We start from the raw sequence: 16,871 nt of genomic DNA, 5'->3' as shown, positions 1-16,871 counted from the left end.
CCCGGCCTAGGCCGGGCGTGGATGCTCGGGAGCAACCTTATTTATCGTCAGATTCGCCCGGAACATTAGCCTTTTCGGCATCGGCGACGGCGGTACCCTGCACTTCTGCCGTCATGCGCTTGAGGCCCATGTGGCGCACATCGGTACCGCGAACCAGGTAGATCACCAGCTCGGAGATGTTGCGTGCGTGGTCACCGATACGCTCCAGCGAGCGCAGCACCCAGATCACGCTCAATACCCGCGAGATTGAGCGCGGGTCTTCCATCATGTAAGTCACCAGCTCGCGCAGGGCGGTCTTGTACTCGCGGTCGATGGTCTTGTCGTACTGGGCCACCGACAATGCCAGGTCGGCGTCGAAGCGGGCAAAGGCGTCCAGCGCATCGCGAACCATGTTGCGTACCTGGTCGCCAATGTGGCGCACTTCGACGTAGCCGCGGGGCGACTCGCCTTCTTCGCACAACTGGATGGCGCGGCGGGCAATCTTGGTCGCCTCGTCGCCGATGCGCTCCAGGTCGATTACCGACTTGGAAATGCTGATGATCAGGCGCAGGTCGGAGGCTGCCGGCTGGCGACGGGCGAGGATGCGCAGGCATTCCTCGTCGATGTTGCGCTCCATCTGGTTGATCTGCTCGTCGACTTCGCGCACTTGCTGGGCCAGGCCCGAATCGGCCTCGATCAGCGCGGTGACCGCATCGTTGACCTGCTTCTCCACCAGGCCGCCCATGGCCAGCAGGTGGCTGCGTACCTCTTCGAGCTCGGCGTTGAACTGCTGGGAAATATGGTGGGTAAGGCTTTCTTTGTTGATCATCGTTCGCTCCGCGAAGAAGCTGCAAGCTTCAAATTGTTCGTGTCATTCCCTGCTTTCGGCGTCGCCTGCTTCGCGGGCATGCCCGCTCCCACATGGGGCGGGGACAGCCTGAAGACTGTGGCTGTTAACCGTAGCGACCGGTGATGTAGTCTTCGGTCTGCTTCTTGGCCGGGTTGGTGAACAGGGTGTCGGTATCCCCGAATTCGACCAGTTTGCCCATGTACATGAACGCGGTGTAGTCCGAAACACGGGCCGCCTGTTGCATGTTGTGGGTCACGATGACGATGGTGTACTTGGATTTCAATTCGTAGATCAGTTCTTCGACCTTCAGGGTCGAGATCGGGTCCAGTGCCGAGCACGGTTCATCGAGCAGCAGCACTTCCGGCTCGACGGCGATGGTGCGGGCAATGACCAGACGCTGCTGCTGGCCACCGGACAAGCCCAGCGCCGATTCGTGCAGGCGGTCCTTGACCTCGTCCCACAGCGCCGCGCCCTTCAGCGCCCACTCCACCGCTTCGTCCAGCACGCGCTTCTTGTTGATGCCCTGGATACGCAGGCCGTATACCACGTTCTCGTAAATGGTCTTGGGGAACGGGTTGGGCTTCTGGAACACCATGCCCACACGGCGGCGCAGCTCGGCCACGTCTTCGCCCTTGCGGTAGATGTTGTTGCCGTACAGGTTGATGGCGCCTTCCACGCGGCAGCCGTCAACCAGGTCGTTCATGCGGTTGAAGGTGCGCAGCAGGGTCGACTTGCCACAGCCGGACGGGCCGATGAAGGCGGTCACGCGCTGCTTGGGAATGTTCATGCTGACGTCGAACAGCGCTTGCTTGTCGCCGTAGAACAGGCTCAGGCCCGGTACTTCGATGGCCACGGTTTCATCGGCCAGTTGCAGGCTCTGCTTGTTGCGGCCCAAGGCAGACATGTCGATGCCGTGGGTATGGGATTCGTTCTGCATGGTTGACTCCGTCTGTAGCTGCAAGCTTCGAGCTGCAAGCTGCAAGTTTGGGCAAAGCGGCAATCTGCTTGAAGCTTGCCGCTTGTGGCTTAAAGCTTCAATCAGCTGTCCAGCGCCTTGTACTTCTCGCGCAGGTGGTTACGGATCCACACCGCCGAAAGGTTGAGGGCGGCAATCACCAGCACCAGCAACAGCGCGGTCGCGTACACCAGAGGCCGTGCGGCCTCGACGTTCGGGCTCTGGAAGCCGACGTCATAGATGTGGAAGCCCAGGTGCATGATCTTCTGGTCCAGGTGCAGGTACGGGTAGTTGCCGTCCACCGGCAGCGACGGCGCCAGCTTCACTACACCCACCAGCATCAGCGGCGCCACTTCACCGGCGGCGCGGGCCACGGCGAGGATCATGCCGGTCATCATGGCCGGGCTGGCCATGGGCAGGACGATCTTCCACAGCGTCTCGGCCTTGGTTGCGCCCAGGGCCAGCGAGCCCTCGCGCACGGTACGCGGAATGCGCGCCAGGCCTTCTTCGGTGGCCACGATCACCACCGGTACGGCCAGCAGCGCCAGGGTCAGCGATGCCCACAGCAGGCCAGGGGTACCCAACGTCGGTGCCGGCAATGCTTCGGGGAAGAACAGGCGGTCGATCGAGCCACCCAGCACGTACACGAAGAAGCCCAGGCCGAACACGCCGTAGACGATCGCGGGCACGCCAGCCAGGTTGTTCACCGCAATGCGGATCAGGCGTGTGACCGGGCCCTGCCTGGCGTATTCACGCAGGTAGACAGCCGCCAGCACGCCAAACGGGGTGACGATCACGGCCATGATCAGGGTCATCATCACGGTACCGAAAATGGCCGGGAAGATACCGCCTTCAGTGTTGGCTTCACGCGGGTCGTCGCTGAGGAACTCCCAGACCTTGGCAAAGTAGGTGCCCAGCTTGGTGAAGCCGGACATGCCGTTCGGCTGAATGGCGTGCACAATCTTGCTCAGGTTGATTTCAACCTCACGGCCATTGCCATCGCGGGCCACCAGGCTGTCGCGGGCGAAGGCCTGGTGCAGGCCGCTCAACCGGTCTTCAATGGCTTTGTAGCGGCTGTTCAGTTCGGCGCGGTCGGCGTCCATGTCGGCCTGGGCAGCGGCGTCCAGCTGGCCATGCAGCTCCAGCTTGCGGGCCTGCAGGCGCAGGCGCTCAAGGCCATGGTTGATGGCACCGATGTCTTTCTTCTCCAGCTGCTGCAACTCACCGTTGAGCTGGTTGGCACGCTTGAGGCGGGCTTGAAGTTCGTGCCAGGCAGCCGGGCCTTCGGCAACCACGCGGCCTTCTTCCTTGACGCTGACCAGGTAGCCGTAGAAGTTGCCCCACTCGCGGCGCTCCAGGGCCATCAGCTCGGCCGGGCGTTTTTCGTCAACCAGCCAGTCGCCGACCACCCAGGTGAAGTCGCTGCCGTTGAGGTCGCGGTTACCGACCTTGATCAGCTCGCGGGTCATGAACTCCGGGCCTTGGTCCGGTACCGGCAGGCCGGCGCCTTTCAGGCGGGCCCGGGGTACTTCTTCCTTTTGCACCACTTCGCCAATGACGACGTGGTCAGCCTGGCCCGGCACCTTGTAGGTGGCCTGCACCAGATCAGCCGGCCAGAAGTGGCCCAGGCCGCGCACAGCAATCACTGCCAGCAAGCCGACGGTCATGATCACCGCCATGGCCACCGCACCGCCGCTCATCCAGACGCCTGGGGCACCGCTCTTGAACCAGCCTTTGAGGGAATCCTTTTTCACGGATCGCTACCTTTCTATCAAAGCGACGAGTATTTCTTGCGCAGACGCTGGCGAATCAGCTCGGCCAAGGTGTTCATCACGAACGTGAACATCAGCAGCACCAGGGCGGCCAGGAACAGCACGCGATAGTGGCTGCCGCCGACTTCCGATTCCGGCATTTCCACGGCCACGTTGGCGGCCAGGGTGCGCATACCCTCGAACAGGTTCATCTCCATCACCGGGGTGTTGCCGGTGGCCATCAGCACGATCATCGTTTCGCCCACCGCACGGCCCATGCCGATCATCAGCGCCGAGAAGATACCCGGGCTGGCGGTGAGGATGACCACGCGGGTCAGCGTCTGCCAGGGCGTCGCACCCAGGGCCAGGGAGCCCAGGGTCAGGCTGCGTGGCACGCTGAACACGGCGTCTTCGGCAATGGAGTAGATGTTCGGGATAACCGCGAAGCCCATGGCGATACCAACGACAAGGGCGTTGCGCTGATCGTAGGTGATGCCAAGGTCATTGGTGATCCACAGGCGCATGTCACCGCCGAAGAACCAGCTTTCCAGGTGCGGGCTCATGGTCAGGGCAAACCAGCCGGTAAACAGGATGACCGGGATCAGGATCGCCGCTTCCCAGCCATCCGGCACACGCAGGCGGATCGATTCTGGCAGGCGCGTCCAGGTGAAACCGGCCAGCAGGATGCCGAACGGCATCAGCAGGAACAGGCTGAACACACCTGGCAGGTGGCCTTCCAGGTACGGCGCCAGGAACAGGCCGGCGAAGAAGCCGAGGATCACCGTCGGCATGGCCTCCATCAGCTCGATCACCGGCTTGACCTTGCGGCGCATGCCCGGGGCCATGAAGTAGGCGGTGTAGATAGCCGCGGCAATGGCCAGCGGGGCGGCCAGGATCATCGCGTAGAACGCGGCCTTCAAGGTACCGAAGGTGAGCGGCGACAGGCTCAGCTTGGGCTCGAAGTCAGTGTTCGAGGCGGTCGATTGCCAGACGTATTTCGGCTCGTCGTAGTTCTCGTACCACACCTTGCCCCACAGTGCGCTGAAGGAGATTTCCGGGTGCGGGTTGCGCAGGCTCAGCGGCAGCAGCTTGCCGCCTTCTTCAATGATGATGCGGTTGGCGCGTGGCGACAGGGCCAGGATGCCAGGGCCTTCGGCAGCCGGCTCGACCAGCAGGGTACGGTGCGCGGTGCTGTGGAACACGCCCAGCTTGCCGTCTGCGTCCAGCGCGATAAAGCCTTTACGGCGCTCTTCGGCGTCGATCTGCACGATAGGCGCCTTGCCCATCTGGAAGGTACGGATCTGCTTGAAGCGCGATTCGCCGTCCGGGTCGCGGGCCATGAACCATTGGGCCAGGCCGCCGTTGGAGTCACCGATGATCAGCGAGATGCCACCGACCAACTGGCCAGTGGCGGTCACTTCGGTGTCGGCACTTTCGGACAGTTTGTAGCGGCCATTGAGGCTCTTGTCGCGCAGGCTGAACACATCGGCCGTGGCGCGGCCGTTGATCACGTACAGCCATTGCTGACGCGGGTCGATGAAGATGTTCTTCACCACCTCGGTCATCTGCGGCAGGACGATGCGGTTCTGCTCGGTGGTGACCTCTTCGGTCATCATGTTTTCGCTGCGGGTCAGCTCCAGCACCTGCAGTTGCGCGCCGGTGGAGCCGGCCAGTACCAACGTGTCGCCATTGACGTTGACGCTGACGTGATCCAGCGCACGGCCTTGTTCGTCGAGTACGAACGGCTGCTCGCCATACGGGTAGTCGATGTTGGGGGTGATGGTCTTCTTGTTGTCCGGGTAGGTGATCTTGTAGGTGTGGTGGAACACCAACGCCTGGCCATTGGACAAGCCCAGTACCACCAGCGGGCTGCCCGGCTGATCGGCACTGATCGAAGTAACCTGGGCGTCTGCCGGCACGGGCAGGTCGACACGCTTGAGCTCGTTACCGGTCTTGGTGTCGAAGAACAATGCCTGGCCCTTGTCCGAAACCCGCATCCCCACCAGGTTCTGCTCTTCAAGCGCGATCATCAGCGGCTTGCCGGCATCCTGCTGCAGCCAGGTCGGCGCCAGGGCCTGCTTGCTGGTCAGGTGGGCACCCTGGAACAGTGGCAGCACCACATAGGCCAGGTAGAAGAAGATCAGGGTGATGGCCGCCAATACGGCAAGCCCGCCCACCAGTACATACCAGCGGGTCAGGCGGTCCTTGAGCGCACGCATGCGGCGCTTGCGTTGCAACTCGGGCGTATTGAAATCAATGCGCACGGGCTGGGAGTTTTGGGTCATGTTGGAATTGGCCAGATCATTCATGCGCACACCCTAGCGGTCCCGTGTGACAAAAACATTACAAAGTGGTGACGCGCGAAAGCCCGCCGCACAGGATACCTGGCTTCGGACTTGGAATTCGTGGAAGAGGCCGGGCAGTGGCACCGGCCTCTTCATCAGTTACTTACTTCTTTGCAACATTACCGGCGTGCGACAGGCCCAGGTCAGCCAGGGTCTTGTCGACGACTTTGGCCGGCAGCGGGATGTAGCCATCCTTCACCACGACCTGCTGGCCAGCTTGCGACAGCACCAGCTTGACGAACTCGGCTTCCAGCGGGGCCAGAGGCTTGTTCGGGGCCTTGTTCACGTAAACGTACAGGAAGCGCGACAGCGGGTAGCTGCCGTTCAGGGCGTTGGCTTCGTTGTCTTCAACGAACTCGCCGCCTTCTTTCTTGGCCAGGGCTACGGTTTTGACGCTGGCGGTCTTGTAACCGATGCCCGAGTAGCCGATGCCGTTCAGCGAGGAGCTGATCGACTGCACGACCGAAGCCGAGCCAGGTTGTTCGTTGACGTTAGGCTTGAAGTCGCCTTTGCACAGGGCTTCTTCCTTGAAGTAGCCGTAGGTGCCCGATACCGAGTTGCGGCCGAACAGCTGGATTGGCTTGTTGGCCAGGTCGCCGGTCACACCCACGTCGCCCCAGGCCTTGATCTCGGCCTTGCCACCGCACAGGCGGGTGGAAGAGAAGATGGCGTCAACCTGAGCCATGGTCAGGCCTTTGATCGGGTTGTCCTTGTGCACGAACACAGCCAGGGCGTCGACGGCAACCGGGATGGCGGTCGGCTTGTAGCCGTACTTTTGCTCGAAGGCCTGCAGCTCGACGTCTTTCATCTTGCGGCTCATCGGGCCGAGGTTGGCGGTGCCTTCGGTCAGCGCGGGTGGCGCGGTGGAGGAGCCGGCAGCCTGGATCTGGATGTTTACGTTCGGATATTCCTTCTTGTAGGCCTCGGCCCACAGCGTCATCAGGTTCGCCAGGGTGTCGGAACCTACGCTGGAGAGGTTGCCCGATACACCGGTGGTCTTGGTGTAGGTCGGGATCGACGGATCGACGGCGGCTACCGCGTTGGCGGTTGCAACGCCCGCGGCGGCGAAGGTAAGGGCCGCCATCAAACGCTTCAGTTTCATGCCTTGCTCCTAGCAGGAATATTGGGGTGTTGGATGGAACGGGCCCAAGTATCGGTAGGCCGCATGAACACGATATGACTTGAATGTGACAATTGGATGAAAGGCCATCACTGCAGGCAGGCCTGCCCCTTCGCGGGCACGCCCGCTCCCACAGGTATTGCACAGGCTTCGAAGCCTATGGGGTCCCTGTGGGAGCGGGCATGCCCGCGAAGAGGCCAGCAGCCCGAACGCAGATCAGCGCTTGTTGGCGAGCAGGTACAGCCCCACAGCCAGACCAACAGCACACAGCCCGGCCACATAATAGGCAGGCGCCATCGGGCTTACTTTCAGCAGTGCAGTCACCACCATCGGCGTCAACCCGCCAAAGATCGCGTAGGCCATGTTGTAGGAGAACGACAGCCCACTGAAACGCACCACCGGCGGGAAGGCCTTTACCATCACATACGGGACTGCACCAACGATACCGACGCACAATCCGGTGAGTGCATAAAGAGGGAACAACAGGTCTGGCCGAGTGGGCAGGCTATGGTAGAAGGTCCATGAGCTCGCCAGCAGCAACAGGCTGCCGACGATGAAAACGCGCCCCGCACCAAAACGGTCGGCCAGGCGGCCAGCGCCGATGCAACCAACGCTGAGCAGGACGATTGCCAGGCTATTGGCCTTGAGCGAGTCGGTGGGGCTGACGTGATAGAACGTCTGCAACAGTGCAGGGGTCATCAGGATGACAACCACGATGCCAGCCGAAAGCAGCCAGGTCAGCAGCATCGAAAGCACAATCGCGCCACGGTGATCACGCAGCACCGCACGCAGCGGAAGTTCTTCTGCCAAGGCTTTGCGCTGCTGCATCTCGGCGAATACCGGGGTCTCGTGCAGCCAGCGGCGCAGGTAAACCGAGAACAGGCCGAATACACCACCGAGCAGGAACGGTACACGCCAGGCGTAATCCGCCACTTCTTCGGGGGTATAGATGGTGTTGATCAACGTAGCGACCAGCGACCCCAGCAGGATGCCCGAGGTCAGCCCCGCAGTCAGGGTGCCGCAGGCGTAGCCGGTGTTGCGCGCCGGCACGTGTTCGGACACGAATACCCAGGCGCCCGGGACCTCGCCACCGATTGCCGCGCCCTGTATCACCCGCATCAGCAGCAGCAGGATCGGCGCCCACATGCCGATCTGGGCATAAGTGGGCAGCAGGCCCATGATCAGGGTTGGCAGGGCCATCATGAAGATGCTCAGGGTGAACATCTTCTTGCGCCCCAGCAGGTCGCCGAAGTGGGCCATGACGATGCCGCCCAGCGGCCGCGCCAGGTAGCCGGCGGCGAAGATGCCGAACGTTTGCATCAGGCGTAGCCACTCTGGCATGTCGGCCGGGAAGAACAGCTTGCCGACCACCGTGGCGAAAAACACGAAGATGATGAAGTCGTAGAACTCCAGCGCGCCGCCCAGGGCGGACAGTGAGAGGGTCTTGTAGTCACTGCGGGTCAGCGGCCGCGAGGGCTGCTCGATACTGCTGGGCACGGAAGTCATCGCTCGTTGTTCTCTTTGTAGGGCATGCAGGCCGCTTGGCACGCGGCTTCTGGATTAGGGGACAGGCGAAGATAGCAAATTGCCGAGCTGCGCCGAAAGCGATACAAAATCCATACAGATATTCATGAATGCGCGGTCGTCGCTGGCCGTTATGCTCTATATACTGGCAGTTCGTAGGAAAAGGTTGCTGCTCGCGTGGGATGTTGTGCGAAAACGCCGGTCTTTATGTCAGACGGTTTCGCAGAGTTTCCCTACGGCCGTCCAGTGAAACGAAATCGGCGTAGTATGTTTCCAGCTGAATCGTTTACCCGGCCTTTGCGCCACACCAACGAAAAGCGTCACGGGTCAGAGGCCCCATCGCATGATTGAGCTCGAACAAGAAGATCCCATCCCGCAAGGCGACCTGGCCTTGCAAATTACTGCACTCCCACGCGAGACCAACGGGTTTGGCGACATCTTTGGCGGCTGGCTGGTCGCCCAGATGGACCTGGCCGGCACCGCCATGGCCAGCCGCGTCGCCGGTGGCCGCGTGGCAACCGTGGCCATTGATCGCATGGCCTTTCTGGTACCGGTAGCGGTGGGCGCGCAATTGTCGTTCTACACCCAGACCCTGGAAATCGGCCGCAGCTCGATCCGGATGATGGTCGAAGTGTGGAGCGACGATCCGCTTTCCAGCGAATGGCGCAAGGTGACCGAGGCGGTATTCGTCTTCGTCGCCATCGACGGCAGCGGCCGCACCCGCTCTGTGCCTCGTCGCTGAGCAACGCCAGCGGTAAACTCATTGCATGTGCCCGGGTCCAAGGCCCACTGGCAATCAATGAGATGAATGCAATGGCTACCTACCAGGTCGTAACCGAGCAACATGGCGAACTGAACTGCTGGCGTATCAGCAGCGACCGCGCCGAACTCCTGATCGCCCAGCAGGGCGCGCAGATCCTCAGCTACCAGCGGGTGGACGAGCCACCGCTGCTGTGGCTGAGCGACCAGGCCATCTTCCGCAAGGGCAAGTCGGTACGTGCCGGGGTACCGGTGTGCTGGCCGTGGTTCGGCAACTTGCAGCGCAACCCCCAGGCCGTGCAGGCCATGTACCACGGCGAGCAGGCCCCTGCCCATGGTCTGGCGCGCTCACGTGACTGGCAGTTGCTGGGTATCGAAGAAGCAGGCGACGGGCTGCGCATTGAATTCGAACTGCCTGAAGCACAAGGCGACCTGCCCGACTGGCCCCATGACGTCGAGCTGAAGCTCGTGGTGCACCTGGGAGAAGCACTGGCACTGAAGCTGACCAGCCGCAACATGGGTAATACCCCGGTGACCATCAGCCAGGCCTTGCACAGCTACTTTGCAGTCAGCGATGTACGCCAGGCGCGGGTCGAAGGGGTCGAGGGGCTGGGCTATATCGAAACCCTGGCTGACTGGGAACAGCGCCAGCAGCAAGGGGCGCTTGAGTTTGCCGGGGAGACTGACCGGATCTACCTCGACACCCCGCAAACCCTGAGCATTGTCGACCCGCATTGGGGGCGGCGCATTACCTTGACCAGCAGCGGGTCACGCTCGGCGGTGATCTGGAACCCCTGGACCGAGCGGGCCAAGGAGCTGGCGGACATGGCCGATGACGGCTGGCAGCGGATGCTGTGCATCGAGACGGCGAATGTGTGGGATGACCTGGTGGAGTTGAAGCCTGGGGCCAGCAGTTCGCTGGGGGTCAGGATCGGGTGTGAAATGATCTGAGTGTTGCAGCGCCTGTACCGGCCTCTTCGCGGGCTCGCCCGCTCCCACAGGTTCTCTACAAACCTTGAAAATTGTGGTGTACCTGTGGGAGCGGGCAAGCCCGCGAAGAGGCCGGCACAGAAAAATCAGAGGTCCGCGTCTTCCACCACCCTCACCTTGCCTGCATCCAGCGCATAGGCCGCATCGGCCAGGTCATTGCTGACCTTTTCCACCTTCAGCGTGCCGCTGACCCACAGCGGCGTGTAGATGTCATCGATCTTGAGGCCTTTCGGGTAGCGCACCAACACCAGCTGGTTCGGCGGCGGTGGCGGTACGTGGATGCACGCGCCCGGGTACGGCACCAGGAAGAACAGCGTGCTGTTGCCCTTGGCATCGCTTTCCAGCGGCACCGGGTAGCCGCCCAGGCGGATGTCCTTGCCGTTCATGGCCGCCACGGTTTTGGTGGAGTACATCACCGCCGGCAAGCCCTTGCTCTGCTTCAAGCCGCCCTTGTCGGTAAAGGTGCCCATGGCTTCCGGCGAGTTGTGGTCGATTTCAGGCATTTGCTCGAGCGCCTTCTGGTCCGACTTGGGCATCAGCTCCAGCCAGTCGGTTTCGGGCAGTTCGGCATGGGCCAGGGCGCTGGCCAACAGCAAGGGGACAAGGAAAAAGGCACGCATGGAAATGCTCGGCAACTCGGATGAATTGCCGGGCATTCTAACCACTATTCAGCGTTTCTTGATGAATCCGTAGATCACCAGAAGTACCACGGCACCGACCAGCGCGCCAAAGAAGCCCGCCGCCTGCCCAGCCTGGTAAATACCCAGTGCCTGGCCGCCATAGGTGGCCAGCAGGGAGCCGGCAATACCCAGCAGGATGGTCATGATCCAGCCCATGCTGTCGTCACCCGGCTTGATGAAGCGGGCCAGCAGGCCGACGATGAGGCCGATGAAGATGGTTCCAATGATGCCCATGGCAATCCCTCTGCAGTTCGAAGATGGAACAAGCCAAAGCCTAGACAGCGCTCAGGCTTGTTGCCATTTTCAGAGGGCAAGCCGGTGGCAGAAGTTCGATCAGTTGCTGATCAGGGCTTCTACTTCGGCAATCTTGCGCTCGAGGGTAGCCATGTCATGGCAGCGCAGGGTGGCATGGCCAACCTTGCGGCCTACCTTGAAGGCCTTGCCGTAGTGGTGCAGGTGGCAGTCATCGATGGCGACAACCTTGTCCACAGCCGGTACTTCACCAATGAAGTTGAGCATCGCGCTCTCACCCACCTTGGCCGTGGAACCCAGCGGCAGGCCGGCGACAGCGCGCAGGTGGTTCTCGAACTGGCTGCACTCGGCGCCTTCAATGGTCCAGTGCCCGGAGTTGTGCACACGTGGGGCGATTTCGTTGGCCTTCAGGCCACCGTCGACTTCGAAAAACTCGAAGGCCATCACGCCTACATAGTCCAGCTTCTGCAGCACGCGGCCAACATAGTCTTCGGCCAGGGCCTGCAGCGGATGCGCCTGGCTGGCTACCGACAGGCGCAGGATGCCGCTTTCGTGGGTGTTGTGCACCAGCGGGTAGAAGCGGGTTTCGCCATCACGGGCACGCACGGCCACCAGCGACACTTCACCGGTGAACGGCACGAAGCCTTCCAGCAGGCAGGGCACGCTGCCCAGCTCGGCGAAGGTATCTACCACGTCTTCTGCCGTGCGCAGCACCTTCTGGCCTTTGCCGTCGTAACCCAGGGTGCGGGTTTTCAGCACGGCCGGCAGGCCGATGCTGGCTACCGCGGCGTCCAGGTCTGCCTGCGAGAGGATGTCGGCGAAGGCCGGGGTCGGGATACCCAGGTCGCGGAACATGCTTTTCTCGAACAGGCGGTCGCGGGCGATGCGCAGCGCTTCGGCGCTTGGGTAGACCGGCACGAATTGCGAGAGGAAGGCCACGGTCTCGGCCGGGACGCTTTCGAACTCGAAGGTGACCAGGTCGACTTCGTCGGCCAGCTGGCGCAGGTGGTCCTGGTCACCGTAGTCGGCACGCAGGTGCTCGCCCAATGGCGCGGCGCAGGCGTCCGGCGCCGGGTCGAGGAAGGCGAAGTTCATGCCCAGCGGGGTGCCCGCCAGAGCCAGCATGCGGCCCAGCTGGCCGCCACCGATTACACCGATCTTCATGGGTTGAGCCTCAAGCCTGGCGCGGGTCTGGGTTGTCCAGCACGGTGTCGGTCTGTTCCGTGCGGAACTGCTTCAACGCCGCGTGGAACTGCGGGTACTTGGCGCCCAGGATACTGGCCGACAGCAGCGCAGCGTTGACGGCACCGGCACGGCCGATGGCCAGGGTGGCAACCGGCACGCCGGCTGGCATCTGCACGATCGACAGCAGCGAATCGACGCCCGACAGCATCGACGACTGCACCGGCACGCCCAGCACCGGCAGGTGGGTCTTGGCGGCGCACATGCCTGGCAGGTGGGCTGCGCCACCGGCACCGGCGATGATCACCTCGATGCCACGGCCTTCGGCCTCCTCGGCATACTGGAACAGCAGATCCGGGGTGCGGTGGGCAGAAACCACCTTCACTTCGTAGGGAATGCCGAGTTTTTCCAGCATATCGGCGGTGTGGCTAAGGGTGGACCAATCGGACTTGGAGCCCATGATCACGCCAACCAGTGCACTCATCGTCGAGCCTCTTCGCTTGTGCGCCCGTGGGCGCGTCAAAAAACAACAAGCCACGCGGGACGACCGGCGTGGCTTGTTTGCTGATCAGGACCGGACGCATCCGGTCGAAAGGCCGCGCAGTATACCGTAAGGTGGTGCGTTTAAGGCACCCCGGCGACCAACTGTCGCCCCTTATTTTTCGGGGCTTTGGCTGACTTTTGGGTCAACCGCCACCGCACCTTCCAGCTTGCGCCACAGCAGCCGTACGTTGGCCTTGCGTACCAGGGCGCAACGGTACAGGCGGATCTCCAGCGGTACGTGCCACTGGCTGCCGCCACAGATGGCCAGTTCGCCCCGTTCCAGTTCGCCCCGCATCGACAGGCGCGGCACCCAGGCGATGCCCATGCCTTCCAGCGCCATGCTCTTGAGACTGTCGGCCATGGCCGTTTCATAGACGGTGGTATAGCGCAGGTTGCGCTGACGCAGCAGCAAATTGACCGAGCGCCCAAGGAAAGCGCCTGCGGTATAGGCCAGCAGCGGCACACTGCCCTCGCCTTCCAGGTCGAACAGCGGCTTGCCTTCGGCATCCACGGCGCACACCGGCAACATTTCCGTGGTGCCCATGTGCAGCGACGGGAAAATCTCGGCGTCCATCTGCAAGGCCGCGTCCGGGTCATAGAAGGCCAGCATCAGGTCGCAGCCACCTTCACGTAATGCGTGCACGGCATCTCCGACGTTAGTCGCAACCAGGCGGGTGGCGATGTTCAAGCCGTCATTGCGCAACTGGGCCACCCAGCGGGGGAAAAAGCCCGACGCCAGGGAGTGCGCCGCAGCCACCTGCACCACCTCGCCCTGCCCGCCTTCAAGATGATGCAAATGGCGCAGAATTTCGCTCAACTGGTCGACAACAGTACGCGCCGTGACAAGAAAAAGCTGGCCAGCCTCGGTCAGCTCGATCGGCGTGCGGGAACGATTCACCAGCTGCAGGCCCAACGCTGCTTCAAGGCTGCGAATGCGCCGGCTAAAGGCCGGCTGGGTAACGAACCGCCGCTCTGCCGCCTGGGAAAAACTGCGGGTGGAGGCCAGTGCGCTGAAGTCTTCCAGCCATTTGCTTTCAAGGTTCACGAAGCACATCTCCTGGCGTGCACCAAAATGGAACACGCTCGAATGTCAATTGGCGTCACATGAAACACTATGCCGTTTGTGCATAGGTTAGCGTGCAACAGCATTGGCCGCAAAATCACCTTCAGGCCTAGGATTGGCGCCATTCCGGCATGTGCCGGGTCAAAATCGAGATGATATACATCATGTCCTCCGCTGCATCGTTCCGCGTCGAAAAAGATCTGTTGGGTACCCTTGAAGTTCCTGCTGATGCCTACTACGGCATCCAGACCCTGCGCGCTGCCAACAACTTCCACCTCTCCGGCGTTCCGCTGTCGCACTACCCGAAACTGGTAGTCGGCCTGGCGATGGTCAAGCAGGCTGCTGCTGACGCCAACCGTGAGCTGGGGCACCTGAGCGATGCCAAGCACGCCGCCATCAGCGCCGCTTGCGGCCGACTGATCAAAGGCGACTACCACGAGCAGTTCGTGGTGGACATGATTCAAGGCGGTGCTGGCACTTCCACCAACATGAACGCCAACGAAGTCATCGCCAACATCGCGCTGGAGGCCATGGGCCACCAGAAGGGTGAGTACCAGTACCTGCACCCGAACAACGATGTGAACATGGCGCAGTCGACCAACGACGCCTACCCGACCGCTATCCGCCTGGGCCTGCTGCTGGGTCACGACGCCCTGCTGGCCAGCCTCGACAGCCTGATCCAGGCCTTCGCTGCCAAAGGTAAAGAGTTCGACCACGTACTGAAGATGGGCCGTACCCAGCTGCAGGACGCCGTGCCGATGACCCTGGGCCAGGAATTCCGCGCCTTCGCCACCACCATGACCGAAGACCTGCAGCGCCTGCGCTCGCTGGCCCCGGAACTGCTGACCGAAATCAACCTGGGCGGTACCGCCATCGGCACCGGCATCAACGCCGACCCTGGCTACCAGGCCCTGGCCGTTCAGCGCCTGGCAACTATCAGCGGCCAGCCGCTGGTACCGGCTGCCGACCTGATCGAAGCCACTTCCGACATGGGTGCCTTCGTACTGTTCTCCGGCATGCTCAAGCGTACCGCAGTCAAGCTGTCGAAGATCTGCAACGACCTGCGCCTGCTGTCCAGCGGCCCGCGCACCGGCATCAACGAAATCAACCTGCCAGCGCGTCAGCCAGGCAGCTCGATCATGCCAGGCAAGGTCAACCCGGTTATCCCGGAAGCCGTCAACCAGGTGGCCTTCGCCATCATGGGCAACGACCTGGCCCTGACCGTCGCCGCCGAAGGTGGCCAGCTGCAGCTGAACGTGATGGAACCGCTGATCGCCTACAAGATCTTCGACTCGATCCGCCTGCTGCAACGGGCCATGGACATGCTGCGCGAGCACTGCATCGTCGGCATTACTGCCAACGAACAGCGTTGCCGTGAACTGGTCGAGCACTCGATCGGCCTGGTCACCGCCCTGAACCCGTACATTGGCTACGAAAACGCCACCCGTATCGCCCGCGTTGCCCTGGAAACCGGCCGCGGCGTACTGGAACTGGTGCGTGAAGAGAAGCTGCTGGACGAAGAGATGCTCAACGACATCCTGCGCCCGGAAAACATGATCGCCCCCCGTCTGGTTCCGCTGAAGGCGTAACCCGACCGCTGCAAACAGTCTCACCAGGTTAAGGGACTAGACACCTCTCAACCTTTCAAGGCCCGAGCCTATGCTTCGGGCCTTTTTTTGCCTGATGGTTTTTGCGGCCGTGCTGCGGCGCCGGATATCGGCACACAACTTGCTCCATAATGCGTCCCAGCCCATCGGGATTACCCAAATGCTGCACAGCCACCTCACTACCCTCAACGCAGTTTCGCTGATTCTCAACGTCTTCCAGGCAGACGGTTGTGACGCTGCGGACCTGCTGGCCGGCAGCGGCATTGGCCCGGCAGACCTGGGGCATGCTGATGCACGCATCACTACCCAACAAGAACTGCAGGTGTGCGCCAATGCCGTGGCCCGGCGCGAGGATATTGGCCTGGAGCTGGGCCGGCGCATGCATGTGTCGTGCTACGGCATGCTCGGTTACGCCCTGCTCTCCAGTGCCACTTTGGGTGACGCCTTGCGCCTGGCGCTGGAGTATCCGGCACTGCTGGGAACAGTGTTCAAGCTGCGTTTGATCGACGACGGCCAGCGAGTCTGGTTCAGCGCCAGTGATTACCACGACAGCCCGGCGCTGAGCGCCTTCAATGCCGAGTTCTGCATGGTTTCGCTGAAAGTGATCTGCGATGACCTGCTTGGTCGCCCGCTACCGCTGCTTGGCGCGCGCTTCGAACATAACCGGCCCGGCTACCACGCGCTCTATGCCGGTGCATTCCAGTGCCCGGTCGGTTTCGATGCCCAGGACAATGCCTTTGCTTTCGAGCGGCGCTGGCTGGACATGCCGCTGCCACTGGCCGACCCCATTACCCTCAAGGCCATGAGCGAACGCTGCCGGCGCCTGAACCTGGAATTTACGGGCCGGCAGGCCTGGCTGGGGCGGATTCGCCAGTTGCTGGCGCAGCAACTGGATGCCGCACCTGGGCTGGAAGGCCTGGCGCGGCAGATGAATTGCTCGTCGCGCACCTTGCGCCGGCATTTGCAGGCGCTTGGCAGCAGTTATCAGCAGTTGCTGGACGAATTGCGGTTTGAGCGGGCCAAGCAGTTGCTGGCTGATGAGCAGATGCCGATCTACCGGATTGCCGAGACCTTGGGGTTCAGCGAAACCGCGAGCTTCCGGCATGCCTTCCAGCGTTGGAGTGGTGTGGCGCCCAGCCACTTCCGCGGTTGACCTGTTCTGGCCCTTTCGCGGGCTTGCCCTCTCCCACAGGGACCGCGCAAGGCCCGAATACTGTGGGGTACCTGTGGGAGCGGGCGAGCCCGCGAAGAGGCCAGCACAGGAAAACCCG

The 16,871-nt window shown here is 62.3% G+C and carries 15 protein-coding genes; 4 read left to right on the top strand and 11 right to left on the bottom strand.

Annotation, left to right across the window (positions count from 1 at the left end; all coding sequences use genetic code 11):
* Positions 1 to 37: 37 nt before the first annotated feature.
* The 6 genes from phoU to ACFY9W_RS14495 form a co-directional block, all read right to left on the bottom strand.
* Entirely contained in the window at positions 38 to 808 is a 771-nt protein-coding gene (phoU, locus tag ACFY9W_RS14520; protein ID WP_391131346.1) for a phosphate signaling complex protein PhoU, read from the bottom strand.
* Between the two features lie 124 nt (positions 809 to 932).
* Positions 933 to 1,766 (bottom strand): phosphate ABC transporter ATP-binding protein PstB, encoded by an 834-nt coding sequence (gene pstB, locus ACFY9W_RS14515; RefSeq protein ID WP_391131344.1) that lies wholly within the window; start codon positions 1,764 to 1,766, stop codon positions 933 to 935.
* Between the two features lie 101 nt (positions 1,767 to 1,867).
* Positions 1,868 to 3,484, bottom strand: a complete 1,617-nt coding sequence (pstA, locus tag ACFY9W_RS14510; protein WP_391131413.1) for a phosphate ABC transporter permease PstA — start codon at positions 3,482 to 3,484, stop codon at positions 1,868 to 1,870.
* Between the two features lie 71 nt (positions 3,485 to 3,555).
* A complete protein-coding gene (locus ACFY9W_RS14505) occupies positions 3,556 to 5,844 on the bottom strand; it encodes a phosphate ABC transporter permease (protein ID WP_391131342.1) in 2,289 nt (762 codons plus the stop codon).
* A gap of 139 nt (positions 5,845 to 5,983) precedes the next feature.
* Positions 5,984 to 6,982 (bottom strand): phosphate ABC transporter substrate-binding protein PstS family protein, encoded by a 999-nt coding sequence (locus tag ACFY9W_RS14500; protein WP_391131340.1) that lies wholly within the window; start codon positions 6,980 to 6,982, stop codon positions 5,984 to 5,986.
* Positions 6,983 to 7,216: 234 nt separating this feature from the next.
* Positions 7,217 to 8,506 (bottom strand): MFS transporter, encoded by a 1,290-nt coding sequence (locus tag ACFY9W_RS14495; RefSeq protein ID WP_391131338.1) that lies wholly within the window; start codon positions 8,504 to 8,506, stop codon positions 7,217 to 7,219.
* Positions 8,507 to 8,867: 361 nt separating this feature from the next.
* Between ACFY9W_RS14495 and ACFY9W_RS14490 the strand changes: the two genes are divergently transcribed.
* Both ACFY9W_RS14490 and ACFY9W_RS14485 read left to right on the top strand, forming a co-directional pair.
* Entirely contained in the window at positions 8,868 to 9,266 is a 399-nt protein-coding gene (locus tag ACFY9W_RS14490; protein WP_016712731.1) for an acyl-CoA thioesterase, read from the top strand.
* A gap of 71 nt (positions 9,267 to 9,337) precedes the next feature.
* Positions 9,338 to 10,234, top strand: a complete 897-nt coding sequence (locus tag ACFY9W_RS14485; protein ID WP_391131336.1) for a D-hexose-6-phosphate mutarotase — start codon at positions 9,338 to 9,340, stop codon at positions 10,232 to 10,234.
* 125 nt (positions 10,235 to 10,359) lie between these two features.
* Here the strand turns inward: ACFY9W_RS14485 and ACFY9W_RS14480 are convergent, their stop codons facing one another.
* The 5 genes from ACFY9W_RS14480 to ACFY9W_RS14460 form a co-directional block, all read right to left on the bottom strand.
* Positions 10,360 to 10,893, bottom strand: a complete 534-nt coding sequence (locus ACFY9W_RS14480; RefSeq protein ID WP_161751323.1) for a DUF3299 domain-containing protein — start codon at positions 10,891 to 10,893, stop codon at positions 10,360 to 10,362.
* A 48-nt stretch (positions 10,894 to 10,941) separates the two neighbouring features.
* A complete protein-coding gene (locus tag ACFY9W_RS14475; protein ID WP_010955824.1) occupies positions 10,942 to 11,187 on the bottom strand; it encodes a GlsB/YeaQ/YmgE family stress response membrane protein in 246 nt (81 codons plus the stop codon).
* Positions 11,188 to 11,286: 99 nt separating this feature from the next.
* Positions 11,287 to 12,369, bottom strand: a complete 1,083-nt coding sequence (locus ACFY9W_RS14470) for a 5-(carboxyamino)imidazole ribonucleotide synthase (RefSeq protein ID WP_391131333.1) — start codon at positions 12,367 to 12,369, stop codon at positions 11,287 to 11,289.
* 10 nt (positions 12,370 to 12,379) lie between these two features.
* Positions 12,380 to 12,871: a 5-(carboxyamino)imidazole ribonucleotide mutase gene (gene purE, locus ACFY9W_RS14465; protein ID WP_009684500.1), complete on the bottom strand. Its 492-nt coding sequence runs from the start codon at positions 12,869 to 12,871 to the stop codon at positions 12,380 to 12,382.
* Positions 12,872 to 13,042: 171 nt separating this feature from the next.
* Entirely contained in the window at positions 13,043 to 13,975 is a 933-nt protein-coding gene (locus ACFY9W_RS14460; RefSeq protein ID WP_391131330.1) for a LysR substrate-binding domain-containing protein, read from the bottom strand.
* Between the two features lie 182 nt (positions 13,976 to 14,157).
* Between ACFY9W_RS14460 and aspA the strand changes: the two genes are divergently transcribed.
* Both aspA and ACFY9W_RS14450 read left to right on the top strand, forming a co-directional pair.
* On the top strand, positions 14,158 to 15,582 hold the full coding sequence (aspA, locus tag ACFY9W_RS14455) for an aspartate ammonia-lyase (protein ID WP_346644335.1): 1,425 nt from the start codon (positions 14,158 to 14,160) through the stop codon (positions 15,580 to 15,582).
* A 178-nt stretch (positions 15,583 to 15,760) separates the two neighbouring features.
* Entirely contained in the window at positions 15,761 to 16,753 is a 993-nt protein-coding gene (locus ACFY9W_RS14450) for an AraC family transcriptional regulator ligand-binding domain-containing protein (protein ID WP_391131328.1), read from the top strand.
* The last annotated feature ends 118 nt before the right edge of the window (positions 16,754 to 16,871 follow it).

This window comes from Pseudomonas sp. NPDC008258 (genome assembly GCF_042956345.1).
Lineage (GTDB): Bacteria > Pseudomonadota > Gammaproteobacteria > Pseudomonadales > Pseudomonadaceae > Aquipseudomonas.
This window is presented reverse-complemented; position numbering and strand designations above follow the sequence as displayed.

Bases quoted from the DNA above. Each gene is read 5' to 3' on its own strand.
- phoU (WP_391131346.1), bottom strand. From the start codon at position 808: ATGATCAACAAAGAAAGCCTTACCCACCATATTTCCCAGCAGTTCAAC.
- pstB (WP_391131344.1), bottom strand. From the start codon at position 1,766: ATGCAGAACGAATCCCATACCCACGGCATCGACATGTCTGCCTTGGGC.
- pstA (WP_391131413.1), bottom strand. From the start codon at position 3,484: ATGAGCGGCGGTGCGGTGGCCATGGCGGTGATCATGACCGTCGGCTTG.
- ACFY9W_RS14505 (WP_391131342.1), bottom strand. From the start codon at position 5,844: ATGAATGATCTGGCCAATTCCAACATGACCCAAAACTCCCAGCCCGTG.
- ACFY9W_RS14500 (WP_391131340.1), bottom strand. From the start codon at position 6,982: ATGAAACTGAAGCGTTTGATGGCGGCCCTTACCTTCGCCGCCGCGGGC.
- ACFY9W_RS14495 (WP_391131338.1), bottom strand. From the start codon at position 8,506: ATGACTTCCGTGCCCAGCAGTATCGAGCAGCCCTCGCGGCCGCTGACC.
- ACFY9W_RS14490 (WP_016712731.1), top strand. From the start codon at position 8,868: ATGATTGAGCTCGAACAAGAAGATCCCATCCCGCAAGGCGACCTGGCC.
- ACFY9W_RS14485 (WP_391131336.1), top strand. From the start codon at position 9,338: ATGGCTACCTACCAGGTCGTAACCGAGCAACATGGCGAACTGAACTGC.
- ACFY9W_RS14480 (WP_161751323.1), bottom strand. From the start codon at position 10,893: ATGCGTGCCTTTTTCCTTGTCCCCTTGCTGTTGGCCAGCGCCCTGGCC.
- ACFY9W_RS14475 (WP_010955824.1), bottom strand. From the start codon at position 11,187: ATGGGCATCATTGGAACCATCTTCATCGGCCTCATCGTCGGCCTGCTG.
- ACFY9W_RS14470 (WP_391131333.1), bottom strand. From the start codon at position 12,369: ATGAAGATCGGTGTAATCGGTGGCGGCCAGCTGGGCCGCATGCTGGCT.
- purE (WP_009684500.1), bottom strand. From the start codon at position 12,871: ATGAGTGCACTGGTTGGCGTGATCATGGGCTCCAAGTCCGATTGGTCC.
- aspA (WP_346644335.1), top strand. From the start codon at position 14,158: ATGTCCTCCGCTGCATCGTTCCGCGTCGAAAAAGATCTGTTGGGTACC.
- ACFY9W_RS14450 (WP_391131328.1), top strand. From the start codon at position 15,761: ATGCTGCACAGCCACCTCACTACCCTCAACGCAGTTTCGCTGATTCTC.